This is a genomic window from Methylobacterium sp. CM6241, from assembly GCF_054817845.1.
In genome coordinates this window covers 2825722-2847211 of the sequence record NZ_CM139246.1, presented here as the reverse complement: position 1 = coordinate 2847211, position 21490 = coordinate 2825722, and the positions used below count along the sequence as shown (strand labels likewise).

At 66.1% G+C, this 21490-nt stretch carries 20 protein-coding genes and 1 riboswitch; of the genes, 8 read left to right on the top strand and 12 right to left on the bottom strand.

Features of this window, described 5'->3' with window-relative positions; translation table 11 throughout:
- Positions 1-95 precede the first annotated feature (95 nt).
- The 3 genes from ACYQR9_RS13190 to ACYQR9_RS13180 are packed head-to-tail and all read right to left on the bottom strand — an operon-like array spanning position 96 to position 2604.
- Positions 96-482: a type II toxin-antitoxin system death-on-curing family toxin gene (locus tag ACYQR9_RS13190; RefSeq protein ID WP_461226601.1), complete on the bottom strand. Its 387-nt coding sequence runs from the start codon at positions 480-482 to the stop codon at positions 96-98.
- Positions 479-703 (bottom strand): AbrB/MazE/SpoVT family DNA-binding domain-containing protein, encoded by a 225-nt coding sequence (locus ACYQR9_RS13185; RefSeq protein ID WP_056429206.1) that lies wholly within the window; start codon positions 701-703, stop codon positions 479-481. The genes ACYQR9_RS13190 and ACYQR9_RS13185 overlap by 4 nt, the downstream gene beginning before the upstream one ends.
- Positions 704-762: 59 nt before the next feature.
- Complete coding sequence (locus ACYQR9_RS13180) at positions 763-2604, bottom strand: M3 family oligoendopeptidase (protein WP_419952888.1); 1842 nt, start codon at positions 2602-2604, stop codon at positions 763-765.
- Positions 2605-2944: 340 nt separating this feature from the next.
- Between ACYQR9_RS13180 and ACYQR9_RS13175 the strand changes: the two genes are divergently transcribed.
- From ACYQR9_RS13175 to ACYQR9_RS13160, 4 genes are all read left to right on the top strand, one after another.
- Positions 2945-4438: a sigma-54-dependent transcriptional regulator gene (locus ACYQR9_RS13175; RefSeq protein ID WP_056429202.1), complete on the top strand. Its 1494-nt coding sequence runs from the start codon at positions 2945-2947 to the stop codon at positions 4436-4438.
- A 181-nt stretch (positions 4439-4619) separates the two neighbouring features.
- Positions 4620-6728: a L,D-transpeptidase family protein gene (locus tag ACYQR9_RS13170; RefSeq protein WP_461226599.1), complete on the top strand. Its 2109-nt coding sequence runs from the start codon at positions 4620-4622 to the stop codon at positions 6726-6728.
- Positions 6729-6949: 221 nt separating this feature from the next.
- Positions 6950-8485 (top strand): DUF882 domain-containing protein, encoded by a 1536-nt coding sequence (locus ACYQR9_RS13165; protein WP_461229802.1) that lies wholly within the window; start codon positions 6950-6952, stop codon positions 8483-8485.
- Positions 8486-8607: 122 nt separating this feature from the next.
- A riboswitch (Fluoride riboswitch) is annotated at positions 8608-8678 on the top strand.
- A 24-nt stretch (positions 8679-8702) separates the two neighbouring features.
- Positions 8703-10043 carry a voltage-gated chloride channel family protein gene (locus ACYQR9_RS13160; protein WP_461226597.1) on the top strand — a complete coding sequence of 447 codons (1341 nt, stop codon included), beginning with the start codon at positions 8703-8705 and terminating at the stop codon, positions 10041-10043.
- A 227-nt stretch (positions 10044-10270) separates the two neighbouring features.
- Here ACYQR9_RS13160 and ACYQR9_RS13155 read toward each other — a convergent pair whose 3' ends face one another.
- Together ACYQR9_RS13155 and ACYQR9_RS13150 are read right to left on the bottom strand one after the other, a co-directional pair.
- Positions 10271-10537, bottom strand: a complete 267-nt coding sequence (locus ACYQR9_RS13155; protein ID WP_018044356.1) for a DUF2312 domain-containing protein — start codon at positions 10535-10537, stop codon at positions 10271-10273.
- An 82-nt stretch (positions 10538-10619) separates the two neighbouring features.
- Positions 10620-10928: a DUF1244 domain-containing protein gene (locus ACYQR9_RS13150; protein ID WP_056429233.1), complete on the bottom strand. Its 309-nt coding sequence runs from the start codon at positions 10926-10928 to the stop codon at positions 10620-10622.
- Positions 10929-11280: 352 nt separating this feature from the next.
- On the opposite strand from ACYQR9_RS13150, the gene ACYQR9_RS13145 reads away from it, so the two are divergent.
- A complete protein-coding gene (locus ACYQR9_RS13145) occupies positions 11281-11553 on the top strand; it encodes a hypothetical protein (protein WP_056429196.1) in 273 nt (90 codons plus the stop codon).
- A gap of 84 nt (positions 11554-11637) precedes the next feature.
- On the opposite strand, the gene ACYQR9_RS13140 is transcribed toward ACYQR9_RS13145, so the two are convergent.
- Complete coding sequence (locus tag ACYQR9_RS13140) at positions 11638-12384, bottom strand: N-formylglutamate amidohydrolase (RefSeq protein WP_461226595.1); 747 nt, start codon at positions 12382-12384, stop codon at positions 11638-11640.
- A gap of 205 nt (positions 12385-12589) precedes the next feature.
- Between ACYQR9_RS13140 and ACYQR9_RS13135 the strand changes: the two genes are divergently transcribed.
- The gene (locus ACYQR9_RS13135; protein ID WP_461226593.1) at positions 12590-13918 is read left to right on the top strand and encodes a glycerate kinase type-2 family protein; all 1329 of its coding nucleotides are present in this window, start codon (positions 12590-12592) and stop codon (positions 13916-13918) included.
- A gap of 88 nt (positions 13919-14006) precedes the next feature.
- A complete protein-coding gene (locus tag ACYQR9_RS13130) occupies positions 14007-14378 on the top strand; it encodes a DUF1036 domain-containing protein (protein ID WP_207412145.1) in 372 nt (123 codons plus the stop codon).
- A 90-nt stretch (positions 14379-14468) separates the two neighbouring features.
- Here the strand turns inward: ACYQR9_RS13130 and ACYQR9_RS13125 are convergent, their stop codons facing one another.
- From ACYQR9_RS13125 to ACYQR9_RS13115, 3 genes are all read right to left on the bottom strand, one after another.
- Positions 14469-15947 (bottom strand): glycosyltransferase 61 family protein, encoded by a 1479-nt coding sequence (locus ACYQR9_RS13125; RefSeq protein WP_207412120.1) that lies wholly within the window; start codon positions 15945-15947, stop codon positions 14469-14471.
- A gap of 114 nt (positions 15948-16061) precedes the next feature.
- Positions 16062-16205: a hypothetical protein gene (locus ACYQR9_RS13120; RefSeq protein ID WP_207412121.1), complete on the bottom strand. Its 144-nt coding sequence runs from the start codon at positions 16203-16205 to the stop codon at positions 16062-16064.
- Positions 16206-16860: 655 nt separating this feature from the next.
- A complete protein-coding gene (locus tag ACYQR9_RS13115; protein ID WP_461226590.1) occupies positions 16861-17865 on the bottom strand; it encodes a polysaccharide pyruvyl transferase family protein in 1005 nt (334 codons plus the stop codon).
- 222 nt (positions 17866-18087) lie between these two features.
- Here ACYQR9_RS13115 and pyk point away from each other — a divergent pair, with 222 nt between their 5' ends.
- On the top strand, positions 18088-19524 hold the full coding sequence (pyk, locus tag ACYQR9_RS13110; RefSeq protein WP_056429184.1) for a pyruvate kinase: 1437 nt from the start codon (positions 18088-18090) through the stop codon (positions 19522-19524).
- Between the two features lie 7 nt (positions 19525-19531).
- On the opposite strand, the gene ACYQR9_RS13105 is transcribed toward pyk, so the two are convergent.
- From ACYQR9_RS13105 to ykgO, 3 genes are all read right to left on the bottom strand, one after another.
- The gene (locus ACYQR9_RS13105) at positions 19532-20545 is read right to left on the bottom strand and encodes an alpha/beta fold hydrolase (protein WP_461226588.1); all 1014 of its coding nucleotides are present in this window, start codon (positions 20543-20545) and stop codon (positions 19532-19534) included.
- Between the two features lie 6 nt (positions 20546-20551).
- On the bottom strand, positions 20552-21196 hold the full coding sequence (locus tag ACYQR9_RS13100) for a tetratricopeptide repeat protein (protein WP_461226586.1): 645 nt from the start codon (positions 21194-21196) through the stop codon (positions 20552-20554).
- 84 nt (positions 21197-21280) lie between these two features.
- Positions 21281-21406: a type B 50S ribosomal protein L36 gene (ykgO, locus tag ACYQR9_RS13095; RefSeq protein ID WP_003601867.1), complete on the bottom strand. Its 126-nt coding sequence runs from the start codon at positions 21404-21406 to the stop codon at positions 21281-21283.
- Between the last annotated feature and the right edge of the window lie 84 nt (positions 21407-21490).

Genomic DNA, 21490 nt, shown 5'->3' with positions numbered 1-21490 from the left:
GCGCGACGAAGGAGTGTCACCACGAGATAGGCTCCTTCCCCAAGGGTACCAGAGCCATGGGCCCATGGGTCGCGGAACTTGCGTCGCGGAAGGGGCTACGCCGTTGGCCAGTTGTCGCGGATCCAGCGCGTGAGGCCGTCCTCGTCGATCTCGCTCGCGGCGAGACCGAAAATCATTCGAGTCGCCTCGGCCTGATCCGGGCGGAAAGCAACGTGGTTGAGCCGTAGGAACAATGTCATCGCCACGAAGGCGATGCGCTTGTTGCCATCGATGAAGGCATGATTGCGCGCGAGACAGAATGCATAGGCCGCAGCCAGTAATGCTAAATCGCCGTCTTCGTACCGCCAGCGATTCACAGGCCGCGCCAAAGCGGATTCGAGTGCGTTCTCGTCTCTGAGACCAGGAGGACCACCAAACCGGACGAGCTGGCGCTCGTGGGCGACTTTGACCTCTTCAGAGGTCAGCCAACGGGGCTCGGTCACTGCGCCAGCGCCCGCAAGGTATCCTTATACTCCTCCATGATGTCGTCGACGATCGCCATCGCCTTGTCGAAATCAGGATCGTAGGGGGTCAGCCGCACTCCACCATCGGGCATCTCGGTGATGTGGAGCCACTGGCCCTGCCGCAGATTGAGCTTGGTGATCAATTCCCGTGGCAGGATGAGCCCAGTGGAATTTCCGATCTTTTTTACTTCGAGCTTCATGGCAATTCGTCGTTCCGTTGTACGTTCTGTACAACGGAACGACCGCAGCGCAAAGGCCCCTATCCCTCCATCGCTTCCAACTCCACGATCATCCCCTCGATCATGTTGAGACCGATCTGCCAGAAGGCGGGGTCGCTGGCGTTGAGGCCGAAGGGGGCCAGGAGCTCGCCGTAGGGCTTCGACCCACCGGCGGAGAGCAGCGCGAAGTAGCGGTCGACGAAGCCTTCCTCCGCCTTGGCGTAGACGCCGTAGAGCGAGTTCACGAGGCAATCGCCGAACGCGTAGGCGTAGACGTAGAACGGCGAGTGGATGAAGTGCGGAATATACGCCCAGAACGGCTCGTAGCCGGCATCGAGCGAGATCGCCGGGCCGAAGCTCTCGGCCTGCACCGACATCCAGAGGCCGTTGATCTGCTCGGCCGTGAGTTCTCCCTCGGCGCGGGCGAGATGGACCTTCCGCTCGAAGAGATAGAACGCGATCTGGCGCACGACCGTGTTGATCATGTCCTCGACCTTGGCCGCCAGCATGGCCCTGCGCTGGACCGTGTCGGTCGTGGAGGCGAGCAGGCGCCGGAACGTCAGCATCTCGCCGAACACGCTCGCGGTCTCGGCCAGCGTCAGCGGCGTCGGCGCCATCAGCGCACCGTTGCGCGAGGCCAGAACCTGATGCACCCCGTGGCCGAGTTCGTGCGCGAGGGTCATCACGTCCCGCGGCTTGCCCTGGTAATTCACCAGCACATAGGGATGCGCCGAGGGCACGGTGGGATGGGCGAACGCGCCCGGAGCCTTGCCCGGACGTGTCGGCGCATCGATCCAGCGGCGGTCGAAGAAGGTCTTGGCGATGTCTGCCATGCGCGGTGAGAAGGCCCCGTAGGCGTCGAGCACCATGTCGCGCGCTTCGGCCCAGGGAATCGTGCGCTGCTCCACTCGCGGCAGCGGTGCGTTGCGGTCCCAATAGGGCAGGACGTCGACGCCGAACCACTTCGCCTTCAGCTTGTAATAGCGGTGCGAGAGGCGTGGATAGGCGGCCTGCACGGCGTCCACCATGGCCGCCACCACCTCGGGTTCGACCCGGTTCGACAAGTGGCGGTCGTCGGCCACATCCTTGAACCCGCGCCAGCGGTCGGAAATCTCCTTGTCCTTGGCCAGGGTGTTGGTGATGAGGGCGAAGGTCCGCAGATTGGCGCGGAACACGTCGCCCAGGGCTCCGGCCGCCTCCTTCCGCACCGCCCCGTCCGGGTCCTGCAGCTTGTTGAGCGTCGGCTCCAGGGTGAGCATCTCGCCCTGGAGGGGGAAGCGCAGGGAGGCGATCGTGCCATCGAACAGCCGGTTCCAGGCAGAACGTCCGGTCACCGACTTCTCGAGAAACAGCTTCTCGGTGCGGTCGTCGAGTTGGAACGGCTTCTCGCGGCGCAGATCCTCGACCCAGGGGCGGTAATGCGCCAGGGGGCCTTCCGCCATGGCGGCGTCCATCAGGGCGTCGTCGACCCGGTTGATCTCCAGGGCGAAGAACAGGAGGTGGCCCGAGGCCGTGGTCAGGCGTTCCTGAGTGTCACCGTAGAACTTCTGGCGCCGCTCGTCCGTGGTGTCGCCCGAATAGACGAGGCCGGCGAATGACATCAGGCGGCCGAGGCGGTCCTCGATCGCCTCATAGGCGGCTACCGCCTCGGCGAGTCGCGAGGACGCATCGGGCCCCTCAGCGATCTCGGCGATGACGCCGCTCCAGCGCTCCGAGAAGTCGCTGCATTCGCGCTCCGCCCGCGCGATGTCGCTACGGAAGTCCGGCGAATCGATTCCGGAATAGAGGTCGCTCAGATCCCATTCGGGAAGCGAGCCGAGGTCGAGAGCAAGAGCGGCAGCCCTCGCGACGTTGGTCCCTTCCGATCGTTGGCCGGCCGGCATCCGGGCGGCGCTGGGCAGGCTGGCATGAACGACGGCTCGGCTCGACATGGTGACTTTGATCCTGAAGCGGCGTTCCCGCGCCGTCGGGGTTGATATCGAGCGCCAGGGCCGCGTGATCAACCGAGTCGGTGCATTCCGCCGCAACGAATCTCCGGCAGAGCCTCCGCCGGCCCAACCCGCCCGGGGAGTGGACCATCAGGAAAGAAAGTGGGATCGTCGTTAAGCACAGCTTTACGCTCTTCGCTCACCCTACGGATCGAAACGAAACACCGGTGGCTGGTTCGCAGGGCGATATCCTGGGGGCGATCACCTTTCACAGCACACGGTCGAGGCTTTCCGCATGTCGACAACGGTCCTCATCGTCGACGACGATCCCGTCCAGCGCCGGCTCGCCGAAGCGATGGTGCGTCGCCTCGGTTTCGAAGTGAAGGTCGCCGAGAGCGGTGAGGACGGGCTGTCCGTGTTGCGGTCCGGCGAGCCTATCGACGTCGTGCTCCTCGATCTGGTGATGCCAGGCGGGCTCGACGGTCTCGCCGTCATGGCCCAGATGCGCCAATCGGGCCTCGACACGCCCGTCATCGTCCAGACGTCCAACGGCTCCATCGACGCCGTCGTCAACGCCATGCGGGCCGGCGCCACCGATTTCGTGGTGAAGCCGGCCGGTGCCGAGCGGCTTCAGGTGTCGATCAAGAATGCGCTCAAGGTCGATCAGCTGGAAGAAGAGGTGCGTCGCATGCGGCGCCGCGCCTCCGGCTCGCTCACCTTCAAGGACCTGTCCTCGCGCAGTCCCGACATGGAGCGTGTGATCCGGCTGGCCGAGCGTTCGGCCAAGTCCAACATCCCGGTCCTCATCGAGGGCGAGTCCGGCGTCGGCAAGGAAGTGCTGGCGCGTGCGATCCAGGGTTCGGGCGATCGGCGCGGCAAGGCTTTCGTCACAGTCAATTGCGGGGCAATTCCCGACAATCTCGTGGAATCGACCCTGTTCGGGCATGAGAAGGGCGCGTTCACGGGCGCGACCGAGCGTCATATGGGCAAGTTCGTCGAAGCCTCGGGCGGAACGCTGTTCCTCGACGAGATCGGCGAGTTGCCGCTCGATGCCCAGGTGAAGCTCCTGCGCGCGCTGCAGGAGGGCGAAGTCGATCCGGTGGGCGCCAAGCGCAGCGTTCGGATCGACATCCGGCTGATCTCGGCCACGAACCGTTCGCTCCTCGACCTCGTCAAGCAGGGTCGCTTCCGCGAGGACCTGTATTACCGCCTCAACGTCTTCCCGATGACCCTGCCTCCGCTCCGGGCGCGCCGCGAGGACATCCCGGACCTGGTGCGCTCGTTCTGTGCGCGCTTCGCGGCCGAGGAAGGAAAGCGCGTCCGTGCGATCACGCCGGAGGCCATGTCGCTGCTCTGCCGCTACGGGTGGCCCGGCAATGTCCGCCAGCTCGAGAACGCCCTGTTCCGCGCCGTGGTGCTCGCCGATAGCGACGAGCTCACCGTGTCCGAGTTCCCTCAGATCGCCGCGCAGGTGGAAGGGTTCGACGTGCGCATTCCGGCCGCCCCGGTCCAGCCCATGGTTCAGGCCGGCATGCCCGAGCCGGTGCGCGAAATCGTCCGCGTCGAAGTCCGCGACCCCCATGCGATGACCCTCGTGACCGAGGAGACCGGCGAGATGAAGCCGATGGACGAGCTGGAGGCGGAGATCATCCGCTACGCTCTGCAATATTACCGGGGCCGCATGTCGGAAGTGTCGAGGCGCCTCGGCATCGGCCGGTCGACGCTCTATCGCAAGCTGAAGGATCTCGGTCTCGACGACGACGAGAAGAGCGACGAAGCCGCCGCCTGAGATTGGGGCAGCGTTTCCGTCGCGGCCCGTCTGGCCGGGATGTGCGTCAAGGCACTGCGTTTCGGGCCGGGAGATCCCGGCAAGCCTCCACTGTTGCCCGCGCGCCGTTGCAAGCGGTTGCGCAAGCAGCGATTGTTTGACCGCAAACACGGCCGATACGGCCGGTCCCGGGAGTTTCATCATGGGCGCTTCGCGCTCCGCCTCCGTCGCACTGGCCGCCCTCATGGCCGGTTGTGTCGGCTACGCGGCAAGGGCCGAGCCTCGGCTCGACCAAACTCCGTCCGTGGTGCAGAGCGCCGCCACGCCCTCGGTCTCATCCGATCAGGGACTGGGCGATACGGCGGCGACCGGGGCGATCTCCTCGCCCGTATCCCCCTCCCCCAACCCGGCAGAGCCCGCCGTGGCGGGAGATTCCGCGCAGGTCCCATCCGATGCCCCCCGGGAAGGCGCGTCGGACGCCAGAAGCGCCGAGGATTCACCCTCGAAGGCTGAAACGGGCTCCGAGCCCGCCGCCGCGGTGGCCGCCGCTCCGGTGCCGACCGATCCTATGGGGGCGGCCCTGGCCGCTCGTCTCGCCGATCCGGCCCCGCTTCTCGCCCGCTTGAGCACGAAGGACCGGGAGGCGATGCAGGCCTTCTACGGGCTCGGCGCCTTCAAGCCGGTCTGGGTGGTCGATGGAGCCTTCACGGCTGCCGCCAAGGCCGCCGCGTCGCGGCTCGCCCTCGCGGCCGAGGATGGTCTCAACGTTCAGGCCTATCCGGTACCGGTCATCGGCACGCAGGGACTGACCGAGGCCCAGACCGCCGAGATCGAGCTGAAACTCTCGGCCGCCATCGTGCTCTACGCCAAGGATGCGCGCGGTGCGCGCGTCAACCTGGCCGCCGTCTCGCGCCTGATCACGCCCACCCTCGACATTCCTGGAGCGGATGCGGTTCTGGCGCGCGTCGCCAGCGCCGGCCCGCAGGCCGGTGCCGCGCTGCAGGGCTACAACCCGGCGCAGGCCGGCTACCTCGCCCTGAAAGCCCGGCTCGCCAGCCTGCGCAATCTTCACGGCGCGCCCATGGCGACGTCGCCCGTGTCGATTCCCGCCGGACCGGTCCTGAAGGTTGGGATGCACGATCCCCGTGTCCCTGCCCTGCGCAGGCATTTCGGTCTGCCGACCCGCACCGCCGGTACCCTCGACACCGCGTCGGGCGAGCCGGATGCGTTCGACGGGGCCGTGTCCGCTGCGGTGGCGAAGTTTCAGCGGGGCCGTGGCCTGCCGGCCTCCGGTACGCTCACGCCACAGACCGTCGCCGCCCTCGGCCGGTCCGAGCCGTCTGCACGCGCGAGCGACGAGGAATCGACGGTTCTCGTCAACATGGAGCGCTGGCGCTGGCTGCCGAGCGACCTCGGACGCGACTACGTACTGGTCAACATTCCCGAATTTCGCCTGCGCGTGATCCGCAATGGGTCGGTGCGCGACGAGACCCGCGTCATCGTCGGTAAGACCGAGACGCCGACGCCGGTCTTTTCGGGGATGATGGAATACGCCGTCGTCAACCCGTCCTGGAACGTGCCGCCCTCGATCCTGAAGAACGAGTTCCTGCCCGCCCTGGCCCGCGACCCGAATTACGCGGCTCGTCGCGGCTACGAGGTCGTCTATCGCAACGGCAACATCTCGGTGCGCCAGCCGCCGGGCGAGCGGAATGCGCTCGGCTTCATCAAGTTCCTGTTTCCCAACAACCATGCCGTCTACCTGCACGACACCCCCAACCGCTCGCTGTTCTCCGCCTCTCAGCGGGCGATGAGCCATGGCTGCGTGCGCGTGGACGATCCCTTCCGTTTCGCCGATTCGGTGCTTCCCGAAGCCTGGTCGAGCGAGCGCTTGAAGAAGCTCATCGGCAAGGGCGAGCGCACCATCCGCCTGCCGGAGAAGCTGCCGGTCCATCTCGCGTATTTCACCCTCGCGGCGGACGATCACGGGGCTTTGCGCACCTATTCCGATCTCTACGGCCACGACGCGCGTATGAAGATCGCGCTCGGCCTCGCGCCGGGAAGCCTGCTCGTCGCCAAAGCTCCGACCAAGGCACCCGCAAAGCCTCCGGCCAAGGTCGCGGCGCGACCGGCGCCATCGGCACCGGGTGCGAGTGCTCCGTCGACAGAGGCTCGCCGTACGGTGTCGCGCCCTGCCGTGTCAGCCGGAGCCGCTCCCGTCCGCGCCTCCCGGTCCGCCGAAGCCGCAGGCGTCGATCCATGGGGAGCCCCCCCAGCCCCTGCCCCGGCCCCGGTCTCCCGCGGCTGGTGGTAGCGCGCCTCCTCTTGTTGCGTGAATGTCACGCGAGCCAGAATGTGTGATGCCGCTCTTGCGGCGTCGTGATCGTGCCGGCGCGGCGGCACGATTTCGCCACGGTTCAAACCTAGCCGTTTTGTAGACCGGCGAATGGCTGAGGACCCGATAACCGTCCATTTACGGTTTTCGGCAACCTTGCGTTCACCATGATCCGCGCGACAACGCGCGGTCTGGCAGAGGTGAGGACGATCGTGGGCAGTTCGCTACGAGAAGAGGCCCAGCCGGCCGATCGATCCACCCAGCCTGCCTCGCGCCTGCTCGTCTATCTCCGCAACGCCTGTTCCCGTCCTCGCCTACGCCGCTCGATCATCGTGGCGTCGGGCATCGCCCTGGCGCTCGGCGCGGGCACGCGGGGGACGCAGGATGCGGTCGCCAATGGCGATACCCGCACCCTCTCGATCTACCATACCCATACGAAAGAGAGCGCCACGATCACGTTTAAACGTGACGGACGCTACGACCGGGCGGCGCTGGAGCAGCTCAACTGGATGCTGCGCGACTGGCGCATGGACGAGCCCACCAAGATGGACCCGCGCCTGTTCGACACGGTGTGGGAGGCCTACCGGTCGGTGGGCTCGCAGGAGCCGATCACCGTGGTCTCGGCCTATCGGTCACCGGGCACCAACGCCATGCTGCGCCGCCGGTCGCGCGCCGTGGCCGAGTTCAGCCAGCACATGCTCGGCAAGGCGATGGATTTCTACCTGCCGGATGTTTCCATCGACCAGCTTCGCGCGGTGGGTATGCGGATGCAGCGCGGCGGTGTCGGCTGGTATCCCCATGCCGGCTCTCCCTTCGTCCATCTCGATGTCGGGTCGGTCCGTTCCTGGCCGCGCATGAGCCATGACCAGCTGGCGCGCCTGTTCCCCGACGGCAAGACCGTGCACCTGCCCGCCGACAACCGGCCCCTGCCGGGCTACGAGCTTGCCCGTGCCGAAGTGCTCGCCCGTGGCGGCACCGTGCTCGGCGTGACCCAGGTCGCGACGGTGGAGGAGGATGACGGCCCGAGCATCAAGGGCTTCTTCGCCAGCCTCTTCGGCGGCGGCTCCAAGACCCCTGCGCCGCCGCCCGAAGCTCCGGCCCGGGCTCGGGCAAAGCCCACCGTTCTCGTAGCCAGTGCCGATCCGGACGACCAGTCCGGCACCCGCGAGGCCCTGGCTTACGCCGCCCCGGCCGCCTCCGATGCCCTCAAAGGTGCTCTCCTGCGCCGTGACGAACGCGACGCGCAGAGCCTCCTCACCCAGGAGGTCGCCAAACCGACCGCTGCCGCCGATGCAGAATCGAGCCTGATCGACGTGCCGCTGCCGCCACGCCGGCCCTCGGAACTCGCCGCCGTCACCGCTGCGCTCACCATGCCTCTGCCGCCGCCGCGGCCTTCCATCCAGGTGGCGAGCCTCGGCCCCACCGGGATGGCCGCGACCCCGATCGTTCCTGCCGCACCCGCCCGCCTGGCCCGGCCCGTACCGGCCGATGCCGACGCGAAGACGCAATTGCGCGCCCTGTTCGAGGTGGCCGCCGCTTCGACCGCGCCGGCTAGCCGCGCCTCGCCCGTTCATGTCGCCCCGTCGCGTGCTCGCACCGATGCCGCGCCGGCCGGCTTCGTCGCTCAGGCGGAAAGCGGCGTGCGCAGCCGTTTCTCGGGACGTAGCCCCGGCGACGACCTCACCGCCGCGCGCTTCACCGGATCGTCCACCCGCGCTGTGGCTGCCGGTCGCTGAACGTCGCGAAGGCGAGGGTCGCCCACCAGCGTCGATGCCGAAACCGGGGCGGCGGTGATGGGCTGCGCATCGTTGGGTACGGGGAGCCGCCCCGGCTTGACGCGCTGCCGGTCACGGGACACGAAGGCCCTGGCAATGGATTCTGCCGGGCGTAAGCCGAACCGCCACAAGGGCTGATGATTCCTACCCTTTTGCCATTCAGCAAGACGGTGGAGCCATGCTCGCCTTCCTCAAAGATCGGATTGCCGGGCTCAAGCGCGCCACGAGGCGATGCGCGGCTTGGGTCGTGGCGTTCGCGCGCTGGGCGGTGATCCTCGTGCCGCTGGCGGCCGTCGTCGGCACGCTTTGCGCAGCGTTTCTCTGGAGTCTCGACGTCGCGACGAAAGCCCGGTTCTCGCATCCGTGGCTGCTGTTCCTGCTGCCTGTCGGGGGGTTCGCCATCGGCCTGCTCTACCACCGTGTCGGGCGCAGCGTGGAGGGCGGCAACAACCTCATCGTCGATCAGATTCATGAGCCCGGGGGCGGCGTTCCGCTGCGCATGGCACCGCTGATCTTTCTCGGCACCGTGGTCACCCATCTCTTCGGCGGCTCGGCCGGGCGGGAAGGTACGGCGGTGCAACTCGGCGGCAGCCTCGCCAGCGGCATCGGGCGGCTGGCGAAGCTCGATCCGGCGGCCACCCGCATCGTGCTGATGGCAGGCGTGGCCGCAGGGTTCGGGGCGGTGTTCGGCACCCCTATCGCCGGGGCCGTCTTCGCTCTCGAAGTGCTGGCGATCGGCCGGGTGGAATATGGCGCGCTCATCCCCTGCCTACTGGCGTCTGTCATCGGCGATTGGGCCTGCCAGGCCTGGGGCATCCATCATTCGCTCTTTCGGATCGCCTATCTGGCGGACGTGACCGGCCCGATCGCCCTCGATCCAAGCCTGCTGGCCAAAACGGCGGTCGCCGGCATCGCCTTCGGGCTCGTGGCGCTCGTCTTCGCGGAAGCCAACCACCTCCTCGGCGGCTGGCTGAAGCGCTTGATTCCCTACGGACCCCTGCGCCCCGTCCTGGGTGGAATGGCCGTGATCGGCCTCGTCTACGCGCTGGGCACCCGTGACTATCTCGGCCTCGGCGTCGCGGCGCCGGATCCGGGAGGCCTGAGCATCGCGAGCTTCTTCGGGCCGGAGGTCCACCCCTGGTCCTGGGCCTGGAAGATCCTCTTCACCGTCGTCACTCTGGCCTCGGGCTTCAAGGGTGGGGAAGTCACGCCGCTTTTCTTCATCGGCGCAGCCCTCGGCAACGCGCTGGGTGGCCTGATGGGGGCCCCCCTCGACCTGATGGCGGCTCTCGGTTTCGTGGCGGTTTTCGCGGGAGCGGCTAACACGCCCCTCGCCTGTACGCTGATGGGGATCGAACTGTTCGGGGCGACACACGGCGTCGCCATCGCGGTCGCTTGCTTCACCGCCTATGCCTGTTCGGGCCATCGCGGCATCTACCTGTCGCAGCGCATCGCCGTCTCCAAGGGTGGGGCCGTCGAGGCCGGGGCCACCCTGCGCGGCGAACGGACCCGGCGCTGAGGCGGCGGGAGGCACCGAGCACCTCCCGCCCGGTCCTCATTTCTTGTCGTGAGGAAGGAGGTCTGCCGTGTCGCATGCCTGTCCGTGCCGCCGCGCGGAGGCGAGCCCGCCGGGCTCAGTGCGACGTGGCGTGAGCACGGTCAGCATCAGCTCGACCCGTCTTCCGCCCAGTCGGTCAGGGGAAGACGGCCGCCTTCGGCCTCGATGGAGCGCCGCGCGATGTCGGGCTACACCATGCCGAGGGCCTGCATGTAGAGCTCCAGGATGGCTTCTTCCTCCTGCCGCTCGGCATGGTCCTTCTTGCGCAGGGAGATGATCTTGCGCAGGGCCTTCACGTCGAAGCCGGTGCCCTTGGCCTCGGCGTAGACGTCCTTGATGTCGCCGGCGAGGCCGGCCTTTTCCTCCTCCAGGCGCTCGATGCGCTCGATGAAGCTCTTGAGCTGGTCGGCGGCAACCGAGGAGGCATCGACGGCGGGTGCGGCGGAAGCGGCCATGAGCGTCTCAAATCCTGATCTGAGGCGCATCGGGAGGGATGCGCCGGAAGAGGCTGGTTAAGCGATCACGCTTACCGGAAGCTTAGTGCGGCTCGGCTTGCGCCTTCGAGAAGGCCGACTGTTGCTCGGGCGTGGCCTCGGCCTGGTTCAGCCGCTTCCATTCCTCGTAGGGCATTCCGTAGACGCGCTCGCGGGTCTCGTCCTTGCTGAGGCCCAGGCCGCGCTCGTCGGCGGCGTCCTTCATCCAGTTCGACAGGCAGTTGCGGCAGAAGCCGGCCATGTTCATGAGGTCGATATTCTGGACGTCGCTGCGCGTCTGCAGATGCGCCACGAGGCGGCGGAACACCGCGGCTTCCAATTCGGTCTGCGTGGCGGTGTCGATCTCGGTCATGGCAGTTTCCTCGTCCTTCGGCTCGCGGGCGGTCACCGCTTTCGCGCGAGGATATACCATCGCTGACGCGCGGTCCCGTTTTCGGGCGCATGGCTTTCGGACGCATGGCTTTCCCGGCGTTCCTGCGCGCGCATGACCTCCCGCGAGAATGCGGGAGGCGCCGGACATTTCTCTTCGCTCCCTTGCGCCTGACGCATCGCAAGGCCTCAAATTACCGCTCGCACGGCGTCTCGCGCATGAAGGTGCCAAACCGCACGACGTTGCGGCGGGGTTCGTCCTACATCGGGGCTACACAAAAACTCACGGCCCACCGCCCTCTGACGGAGACCGCGACATTCAATAGGATCTAGTCATGAACACTCGTCTCGCTTCCGCCGTCGCCGCTGTTGCTTTGAGCCTCGGCGTCGTTGCTTCGCCTGCTCTTGCTCAGAGCTATAATGCGCCCGCCGGTATCTCGGCCTATGCGGCTCCCGGCAGTGCAGGCCGTCAGGTCGTCGCCGATGACGACTTGACCACCGGGTCGGTCGTCAGCCGCCGCAGCGTCGATTCCGCCCAGGAAGGCAATGCCGAGCAGAACAGCTTCCCGGTCTGGCAGTACGGCCGCACCTCGGGCGGCCCCCGCTAAACAGAGGCCGACGGAATGACGAAAGCGGCGGGGCCTGAGCCCCGCCGCTTTCGTATGTGCTCTCTGTTTATCACTGAATGACGGTCAGCCGGCTTTCGGCATCAGCGGTCGGAGGAGCTTGGCGAAACGCGCCGCCCATTCGATCTGGCCCGGCTCCAGGGCGATGAGATCCTGTCGGATCTCCACAAGGGCGTTGGGAAGGCCGCGTGCGATGGCGTGGCGATCGATCGTGTCGCCCGGCAGGCCGCCGCCATAAGGCTCGTTGTCGCCCACCGTCAGCCCGGCCGGGTCGGCGCGGAGCCCGGCGATGAGGGGCGCGCTCATACGGTCGTCCCTGTCCCACAGGATGCCGACATGCCAGGGCCGCATGGTGCCGCGCCATGAGGCCGTGAAACTGTGCATCGTGACGATGGAAGGCGGCACGCCTACCTCCGTGGCCTGCGCGACGGCCGTATCCACTGCTTCGTCGAAGGGCACATAGAAGCGCCGGATGCGCTCCTCCTTTCCGGCTTCGTCGATCCTGGCATTGCCCGGCACCACGGCGCCGTCCGACAGACGCATGACCAGCGTCGGGTCCTCGCGCCCCCGGTTGGGATCGATGACCAGACGTGAGAACCGCGTGAGGATGGCCGGAACGCCGAGATGGGCCGCAAGCCGCCGGGTGACCTCGGCCGCGCCGATATCGTAGGCGATGTGGCGCGCGAATTCCCGCTCGGGCACCCCGAGCTGCGCCAGATCCTCCGGAACGTGATTCGAGGCATGCTCGCAGATAAGGAGGAGACCCGAGGTGGGATCGCCGGGAATCGTCTCGACGGGATGCGGCGGAAACATGAGGCGGGCACGGTCCTTCGGGGCCGATCGGGAGGAAATCCCCCTCTTCAGGCATGAAACACGCCGCCGGTCGGGTCATCGCACGCTTGCCGAGGCGGCAGGGCTCGGGCACAGCACGTATAGGCGATCGCGCCGCCACGGCAATAATCCGGCGGACAAGCAATCCGGCCCGCGCGATCGGACCTTGATGAGACACGGACACGCCATGACCGCGCCTTCACACGCTTCGCCCGCTCCCTCCTCTTCGTCCCACGACGCCGCTCGCGGCCTGCTTCTCGGCTTCCTCGACGAGGCGATCGCCGCCGCGCATCCCTCCCGCTGCCTGGTGCCGCATCTGCCCGCCCCCGGCACGGGTCGGCTGATCATCCTCGGTGCCGGCAAGGCCGGCGGAAGCATGGCCGCGGTCGCGAGCCGGTTCTACCGGGAGCAGCACGGCGTCGACGAGAGCCGCATCGTCGGTCTGGCGGTAGCGCGCCACGGCTACGGCGAAGAAGCCCCGATGATCCGCATGGTCGAGGCCGGACATCCGGTACCGGACCAGGCCGGCATCGACGCCACTATCGACGCCCTGAAAATCGCCGCCGATGCCGGTCCGGAGGACGATGTGCTGGTGCTGCTTTCGGGCGGCGGATCGGCGAATTGGATCGCGCCCGCCGGCGATCTCACCCTCGGCGAGAAACAGGCGATCACCAAGGCGTTGCTGCGCTCCGGCGCGCCGATCAACGAGATCAACGCGGTGCGCAAGCACCTGTCCCGGATCAAGGGCGGCCGGCTGGCCATGATGGCCCGCAATGCGCGCTCGATCCTGACGCTGGCGATTTCCGACGTGCCGCATGACGATCCGGCGGTGATCGCCTCGGGCCCGACCGTGCCCGACCCCTCGACGCTCGCCGACGCGCGCGAGATCTGCGAGCGCCGCAACATTCCCTTGCCGGAGACCGCCAAGGCGCTCCTCAACGACCCGGCCAACGAGACGCCGAAGGCGGGCGACCCTTCCTTCGCCCGCGCCGAGTACCGCATCATCGCCCGTCCCATCGACGCCCTGGATGCGGCGGCGGAGGCCGCGAAGCGCGCCGGCTACGAGGTCGTGATGCTCGGCCCCGATGTGGAGGGGGAAGCCCGTGAGGTCGCGGCGGAACACGCCGCCCTCGCCAAGGAGATGAAGGCGGCCGGCCGCAAGGTGGCGATCATCTCCGGCGGCGAACTCACCGTGACCATCGTCGGCGAGGGTCATGGCGGCCCGAACCAGGAATACGCCCTCGCCCTCGCGATCGGCCTCGATGGCGAATCCGGCATCCTCGGCATCGCCGCCGACACCGACGGGACCGATGGCGGACGTGGCGCGGCCACCGATCCAGCCGGCGGACTCGTCGACCCGACCACGCTGGAGCGCGCCCGCGCCGCCGGCCTCGACCCGGCTGCCATGCTGGCGGACAATGATTCGACGAAGTTCTTCGCCACGATCGGCGACCTCGTCCAACCGGGTCCCACACGCACCAATGTCAATGATTGCCGTATCATTCTCGTCGGTTGACGACGTGCACTGTCGCCGCCCCTCCCCCATTGGCGGGCGGGGGGCGGTCTTTGCCGGCCTCGTTCTTGCCTGCCTCGTCGCTCGGCCCTTGCCGGCCCAGGCGGACCTCCGTATGTGCAACCAAACCGGGAGCAAGGTCGGCATCGCACTTGGATATCGCGACGGCCAGGGGTGGGTGACGGAAGGCTGGTGGGACGTGGCCCCCAAGGGCTGCGAGACCCTGCTGCGTGGGGCGCTCGCCTCGAGATTCTATTACGTGTTCGCCGTGGACTATACCCGCGGCGGAGAATGGAACGGTCGCTCGTTGATGTGCACCAAGGACGCCGAGTTCACGATCCACGGCGTCGAGGATTGCCTCGCCCGCGGGTTCGATCGCAACGGCTTCTATGAGGTCGATACCGGCGAGCAGAAGAGCTGGACGATTCAGCTCACGGATCCGAGCCAGCCGGCGGCGCCTTGATCGGATAATATCCTTGCTTGTCGGGAAGGCCCCTTCGACGGGCCAGGGCCGAATTGCAGCGAAATGACAGGCTTCACCTATCGTGACGCGTCATTCGGCCTTGTGCAGTGCCGAATCGAGGAAAGGTACGAAGGAATCGAGGTCGATCGTCCATTCATTGACGAGAATCTGCTGTTCTTCCAACCAAGCGCGGTAATCGTGCCCCTTGGTGATCGACAGGCGCGCGTAGTTGAAACGAAGTGCATATGAGCCGTCCTTGATGGGCAGCAACTCGAGTATCATCGTTCCTGGTCGCGAGAATACGATATGGGACAAGCCCGCACCGTGGGGCGCCATAATCACCGAGGCATGCCGGGCGAGGGCAATTTGGTGCCAGAGCGGAATGCTTGAAAATTCCTGGATCTCAAAGCCACGTTCGCGGGCAAGGGCTTCGATCTCGGCTTCGTTGGTCAGCACGCGACGGTCGGCATCGCGCCGCGTGATGTAGAGGCGTTCCGGAAGCTCGACGCCGTGCTCGGCCGCTAATCGGCTGGCCTCCTCCCCCAGCGTCTCGTAGACCGGATCGAGGTGTTTCCAGCCCACCATCCCCTTGAAGGTGACGGGTGCAAGAAGCAGCCGTTCGACGAAAACCGGTTCCGTCAGCTTCTTCGCCGCTGCGCCGAAGCCGAGGATATCCAGCGTCACCTGCTCGAATCCGGGGTTCTTCCCATTCAACAGGATTTTGAAGCCTTCATCTTCGAGAATATCGCTATCGGGGATCCAGGCGAGACGGGGTAGATAATCCGCGATCCAATGGTAAATCCCACGGCTTCCGCGGTTTCCAGCAAAGCCGATCGAGACCGTCTCGACGGAGGCTCGGTCCAAGGTCGCCATGGGTATCCCACGGGGGACGATGAGTTCACCCTTTTCCGTCCAGATCTGGCCCGATGGTTCCGTGAAGACATTCCGATACTCGATGACTTTCGGTTGTCTCCCCGCTTCCGCCGACTCACGGAATTTCGCAGCATCGCTGGTGAGCATCTCGGCGTGATGAGAGGACGTCTTCGGCGATGCCGTCAGCGCAACCGTACCCCAGACTTCGTTTTTGGGCTGCTTCCGGAAAGAAAAGCTCGTCTTATCACTTTTGATCAGGTCGCCGCCACCGCGGAAGTTGCTCACGCAGTCTTTGAGTTCATTCTTGAGGATAGGATCCTGCAAATGCTTGAAGACGTGTCTTGCGGCTTTGCCGAAGCGCGGCGAGGCCTGGGCCTCGGAATCGGTGATCAGGATACGGGCGCCTTTCTCGGGGTGCTTGCGCAAGGCGAGTTCCTTAACCGCCGCGAGCTTCACACCCACGGAGATGTCCGGTTCGAGGACGCGCTCGGTCACCTGAGTCACTAGCACCTCGTCATTCAACATCAGCGCCGCATAAAGCCGTTGCATGACTAGTTGAGGCTGCAAGATCTGGAGGGCGCGATCCTCCGTCTTATCAATTACGGCGGCCCATTCGTTTGCCACCGCGTGCTTGCGACAGGCATGGAGCACGGCATTCGCATGACTGGGCGATGCTTCGGTCTTCCCAGCGCTCACTATCGTCCAACTCCGTCGTTTCGGCCCAAGGCTGCTAACCCGCGATGACCAGTCTCAATGAGCGGGAGCCGGCGTACAATACGGGGGAGCAGTATTCCCCGTCCGTTCGATCACTCAGTTGTCGCTGGTTGAATCCGAGGCCTTGTCGGGACGGGCCCCGATACGAGCCTTGCGGCGTGCCGCCTTACGAGCGGCGATACGCTCCTGACGCCGCTTCTCGGCCGATTCCGAACGCAGAGGAGTAGATTGCTCGTCCATCGATTTCTCTTGCTTCTACGGGAAACCAGACTGGGTACAACTCCGGTCTTGCACCGCGGGACCACCTTAATGCGTGCAGCGCTGTCAAAGCGAAGCGCTCGACGCTCGCGCTGAATTTTGCTTCTTTTCGATCAGTCGTCTCGGTCTCGTGCCATGCACGGCGAGCCGCCGTATTTCTCAACCGCGGTCACTCCCTGAGCAAACGCGATCCCGGACCGACGCGGCAGCGGATCAAGCAGACCGCTTCGCACACCCATATGAGGGCGAAACCTTGACGCGCGGCCCGCCTCGGTGGTTGTGGCCCCTCGACCCCAATCGGCCGTTCGAACCCGATGGGGATACTCAAAAAACTCCGAGAACCGGAGTGAAACGCTCAGGCCGCACGAAAATCATTGCCACCCTCGGTCCGGCTTCCGACACTCCGGAGATGATCGAGAAACTGTTCCGCGCCGGTGCGGACGGGTTCCGGCTCACTATGAGGCACTTTCAACGAACTCAACCTCGGCGGACCTGAAAGGATGGTCCGCCAGCACGCTCGACTTGGAATTAAGCCTGCTAGGCGGCGCATGAATGGAGGAATGCCTAACGAACCGGTTGGCCTGCCTCGAACTGCAAATGACGCAGAGATAACAACGTAAGGTTCGATGCGTGCAGCTCACTTCATCGGAGCGCGTGTCTCGCTCAAGTTCCGCACCGGGAAGGGAAAGGCTGAGCGGAGCGCCACCGTATCGATGCGCGACGGGGGCAGGACGCAGCGGCGCGCGTCCAGCCAATCCACATCGGTGAACTCGCGCTGCGCTTGGAGGGCCGGATCCGTAAGTCCCACCGATAGCTTGTAATCTTCCACCTTGAAGGAGTTGGTGTCTCCATTAAGGTTCATGTATTGGGCAGGAACACCATAAGCATGAGACACGATGAGACCATGCAATGAGGTCGTGACAATCTCTTCGCAGCTCAAAATATCTCTGATGACACGTTCGATATCGTCGAAGGACACCGAGTGGAGGGATATCACTTTGATGTGATCAAGTCCAAGCTTGCGGATCGCAGTCCGAATCTCCGCATCCTGCAGGACGTGGGAAATGATGCCGATCTTGTGGGTCTTGGCAACGTCGGGAGCGTAGATTTCGGGCAGAAGCACTGCGGCGTCGCCATAGATCTCGGGACATTCTGCGCCTGCCGCCAGTACGGCACCGCGGGAGAGCGGGCCGCGAACCGCTGCATAGATCGCCGTGGGACAGAGCGGATCGGTAGCGCGTGGCATGCCCGTCCCCCACAGGCGCATACCAGGTCTGGCGAATTTCGCGATACTGCCGATGCAGAGGCCATCGGCCTCCTTACTGGAAACCCAGCGTGGCATCACGCCGAAAGCGTGCCACAATACGTAAGGGGTGAGGATATCGCCAAAATTGCCCGGATAAGGGCTGCGCATCCACCAGATCTTCGGACGATACTGCTCCTCGAGGCCGGCCTGCGCCGCCATGTCCTCGAAGTCGAGAAGCGCGCGGTTGGAATTGAGCATCGGCCTCCATTCCTCGGCCGATTCGGCGAGAAGATCCGCTGCGAGCTTCTCAAATCCTTTCCTGTCGCCTTCCCTGATCAGCGTTGCCAACTTCCGAGAGACCAGCTTGCCCTTGTCGGCCTTTTCCTTCTCCGTCACGCTCCGTCTCCCCAGGCAGCCCGTCGACCCTAATGGCGTGAGCTTATCGTCCCCGCGAAGGCCTGTGTCGAGGGGCCCCATCCGGGCGATCGGCGGGGGCAATCATTTCCAGCCGGCGCCCCTCACCTTGACGCCTGACCCGCCCCGGTGCTTGTGACCGCTCGCCCTCCATTCGTCCGGTCGGTCACGACAGGCGGAATCATAAGAAAACGGGAGACCGGAGTGAAACGCTCGCGCCGCACGAAGATCATCGCCACCCTCGGTCCGGCTTCCGATACGCCGGAGATGATCGAGAAACTGTTCCGCGCCGGTGCGGATGTGTTCCGGCTCAACATGAGCCACCTTCCGCGCGAAAAATTGCCCGAGAAGATCGAGGTGATCCGTACCATCGAGCGCGAGTTGCGCCGGCCCATCGCCGTCCTGGTGGATCTCCAGGGTCCGAAGCTGCGGGTCGCTGCCTTCGCCGAGGGCAGCGCGATCCTCGAGAACGGGGCCTCCTTCGTGCTCGATTCGGATCCGACGCCGGGCGACATCCATCGCGTCTACCTTCCTCACCCCGAGATTCTGTCCGCGCTCGAGCCCGGCCACGTCGTCATCATCGATGACGGAAAGCTGCGCCTCGTCGTGACCGAAGTCTCCGAGGGACGCGCGGTGACCGAGGTCGTCATCGGCGGCAGGATTTCCAACCGCAAGGGCGTGTCCCTGCCCGACACGGTGATCCCGGTTGCGGCGATGACCGAAAAGGATCGCGGCGATCTCGAGGCCGGCCTCAATGCCGGCGCGGACTGGATCGCGGTCTCCTTCGTCCAGCGCCCCGAAGACGTGGCCGAGGTGAAGAAGGTCGCCGCCGGCCGCGCGCTGGTCATGGCCAAGATCGAGAAGCCGCAAGCGCTGACCCGTCTCGACGAGATCATCGAGATCTCCGACGGCATCATGGTGGCGCGTGGTGATCTCGGCGTGGAGATGCCGCTCGAGCAGGTGCCCGGCGTGCAGAAGCGGATCACGCGTGGTGCGCGGCGTCTGGGCAAGCCCGTCGTGGTCGCGACCCAGATGCTGGAATCGATGATCACCGCGCCGGTCCCCACCCGCGCCGAGGTCTCGGACGTGGCGACGGCAGTCTACGAGGGCGCGGATGCGGTGATGCTGTCGGCGGAGAGCGCCTCCGGTGCCTTCCCGATCGAGGCGATCTCGATGATGAGCCGTATCGCCGAGCAGGTGGAGCGCGACGCGCTCTACTGGACGATCCTGACGGCGCAGCGCTCCGAGCCCGATGCCACCGCGTCGGACGCCATCGCGGCGGCGGCGCATCAGATGGTCGGTGCTCTCGGCCTCACCGCCATCATGGCCTGGACGCATTCGGGATCGACGGCCCTGCGTCTCGCCCGCTCGCGGCCCAACGCCACGATCATCGCCCTCACGCCGAAGCGCGAGACCGCTCGGCGGCTGGCCATGTGCTGGGGCACGCACCCGATCGTCACCAACGATGCGAGCGACGTGGACGACATGGCCTTCCGCGCGGCGAAATTCGCCGTTCGCGAACGCTTCGCCGAGATCGGCGACCGGGTCATCGTCGTGGCGGGCGTGCCGTTCGGGACGCCGGGCGCTACCAACCTGGTGCGGATCGCCTTCGTCACCCGCGATCACGCCGCGAGAGCCTGATCGACTGTCAGGGCGCGACGGGTTCAGTTTCCGTCGCGCCGATCTCGGCGGCGAGGCGCTCAATGGCATCCACGAGCGCATCCGTCGCCATATAGGGCACCATGTGGCCGATGCCTGGCAGCAGAACGAGGCGCGCGCCGGGGATAGTCCTGGCCAAGGGTTCCGCATGGCGCGTCGCCGGCACGGCGGCATCCGCATCGCCGGAGACGATCACCGTCGGCACGGCGATCGTACCGTATCGCGGAGCCTGGGCCGCCAAGGCAGCAGGTAGTCCGATCAGGTCTTCGAGATTCGCCAACATCGTCGCGGGGCGCAGCACCAGGGCTGAGCGGCTACGGTCGAGATAATCTCCGGGAAGTTCCTGCGGCCGGAAGGCCGCACGCCCTGCGCGTTCGAGATAATAGAGGCCGAGCGGTGTCGCGACGGTGCGGCTGAGCAGCCAAGCGACCGGGGGCTTCAACGCGACGCGGTAATACCATGGCAGAGGCGCCATGGCGGGAAACGGCATCACCACCGGCGCCACCAGCACGAGGCCGGACACGACCTCCGGATGGTCGAGGGCAATGGCGGAGGCCAGCGCACCGGCCCAGGAATGCCCCATCAGGATCACGCGGCCGGTCCCGATACCTTCGATAGCCTGCGCGATGGCGTGTCCCTGTGCCGCCGGACTCGCCATATCGCGGTCGCCGAGGCGGTCGCTCCAGCCGTATCCCGGCCTGTCGAAGGCGATGACGCGAAAACCGCTCTCTGCGAGCCTGCGGCCGACACCTTCCATCGGATCGGCCGCATTGGCCGAAGCCCCGTGCAGGAGCACGATGGTTCCCCTGGAGGACGGATTCGGACCGGCCTGGATCGTCGCGAGCCGTCCGCCCGCCACTTCCACGGAGGGGCCGAGCGGCGGGAACTTGGTGCCGACCCGCAGGGTGACGATCAAGGTCACGAGAGCGCCGGCCGCGAGCACGCTGACGATCAATCCGAGCATCGCGCCCGCGATCAGGCCGAGCCAGTGCAGAAGAACCATGTCCGGTTACAGGTCCCGTCCGTCGATCTCGGGGACAAGCCGGTCGATGGCGCTCTGGAGCTTCTCCATGCGCGGATAGATGGCAGAGGCGCGCCTGAAAGCGTCGAGGGCACGGCGCTTGTCATCCATCGATAGGTAGATCCGGCCCAGTGCCGCCCAGGCCTCGTAATGTCGTGGCTCCAGCACCAGCGTCCGCTGCAGATCGGCCACGGCATTGGTCTGGTCGGTGAGCAGCCAGAACACCGTGGCCCGGCGGTTCCAGCCCTCCGCCCATTGCGGCTCCAGGGTGGTGGCGCGGTCCATCAACTCGACGGCGAGGGCATAATCGCGGCCCGACATCGCCTGGCGGGCACGTTCGGTGAGGAGATCCGCCGTGGCGCTGCCGGAGCGCCCGAGACGCTGCTCGATCAGACGGGAGATACCCTTGGCCTCGGCATCGTCCTCGGACGCCTTCAGCCTCGCATAGAGATCTTCGAGGCTCGGCGCCTGCACCTTCCTGGGTGCATCCTTCTCGGTTTCCTTGACCTGTCCGGTCTCCCGGCCCTGACTCGCTTGAGGCAGAGCGTCGGCGGACGATACCCCGAACGAAAAAAACGCGGCGCTCAGGAGCGCAGCGTTGAAAAGAATGCCGAGGTGCCGGGACAGCGTCATGAGAGCGAGCTTCCTCGCCCTTCACGCCGCCGTCAACAGGCAGGCTTGACGCGGCTGCCCCGAATTGCCGGGCAGCCCGCAGCCTCAGCCCTGGCGGGCCTTGAAGCGCTTCTGCGTCTTGTTGATGACGTAGACGCGGCCCTTACGGCGCACGAGCTGGTTGTCGCGGTGACGGCCACGGAGGGACTTAAGGGAGTTGCGAATCTTCATCGGTCTCACGTCGGCCGGGTTTGAGCCCGCCGCCTGTCCATAGGGTCTCGGGAACGAGGCACCTCGGTAAGGCGTCCTCGGCGA

What these genes read in the sequence shown, in the direction of transcription:
- ACYQR9_RS13185 (WP_056429206.1), bottom strand. Translation starts at nt 703, where the DNA reads ATGAAGCTCGAAGTAAAAAAGATCGGAAATTCCACTGGGCTCATCCTG.
- ACYQR9_RS13180 (WP_419952888.1), bottom strand. Translation starts at nt 2,604, where the DNA reads ATGCCGGCCGGCCAACGATCGGAAGGGACCAACGTCGCGAGGGCTGCC.
- ACYQR9_RS13175 (WP_056429202.1), top strand. Translation starts at nt 2,945, where the DNA reads ATGTCGACAACGGTCCTCATCGTCGACGACGATCCCGTCCAGCGCCGG.
- ACYQR9_RS13170 (WP_461226599.1), top strand. Translation starts at nt 4,620, where the DNA reads ATGGGCGCTTCGCGCTCCGCCTCCGTCGCACTGGCCGCCCTCATGGCC.
- ACYQR9_RS13160 (WP_461226597.1), top strand. Translation starts at nt 8,703, where the DNA reads ATGCTCGCCTTCCTCAAAGATCGGATTGCCGGGCTCAAGCGCGCCACG.
- ACYQR9_RS13155 (WP_018044356.1), bottom strand. Translation starts at nt 10,537, where the DNA reads ATGGCCGCTTCCGCCGCACCCGCCGTCGATGCCTCCTCGGTTGCCGCC.
- ACYQR9_RS13150 (WP_056429233.1), bottom strand. Translation starts at nt 10,928, where the DNA reads ATGACCGAGATCGACACCGCCACGCAGACCGAATTGGAAGCCGCGGTG.
- ACYQR9_RS13145 (WP_056429196.1), top strand. Translation starts at nt 11,281, where the DNA reads ATGAACACTCGTCTCGCTTCCGCCGTCGCCGCTGTTGCTTTGAGCCTC.
- ACYQR9_RS13140 (WP_461226595.1), bottom strand. Translation starts at nt 12,384, where the DNA reads ATGTTTCCGCCGCATCCCGTCGAGACGATTCCCGGCGATCCCACCTCG.
- ACYQR9_RS13135 (WP_461226593.1), top strand. Translation starts at nt 12,590, where the DNA reads ATGACCGCGCCTTCACACGCTTCGCCCGCTCCCTCCTCTTCGTCCCAC.
- ACYQR9_RS13120 (WP_207412121.1), bottom strand. Translation starts at nt 16,205, where the DNA reads ATGGACGAGCAATCTACTCCTCTGCGTTCGGAATCGGCCGAGAAGCGG.
- ACYQR9_RS13105 (WP_461226588.1), bottom strand. Translation starts at nt 20,545, where the DNA reads ATGGTTCTTCTGCACTGGCTCGGCCTGATCGCGGGCGCGATGCTCGGA.
- ACYQR9_RS13100 (WP_461226586.1), bottom strand. Translation starts at nt 21,196, where the DNA reads ATGACGCTGTCCCGGCACCTCGGCATTCTTTTCAACGCTGCGCTCCTG.
- ykgO (WP_003601867.1), bottom strand. Translation starts at nt 21,406, where the DNA reads ATGAAGATTCGCAACTCCCTTAAGTCCCTCCGTGGCCGTCACCGCGAC.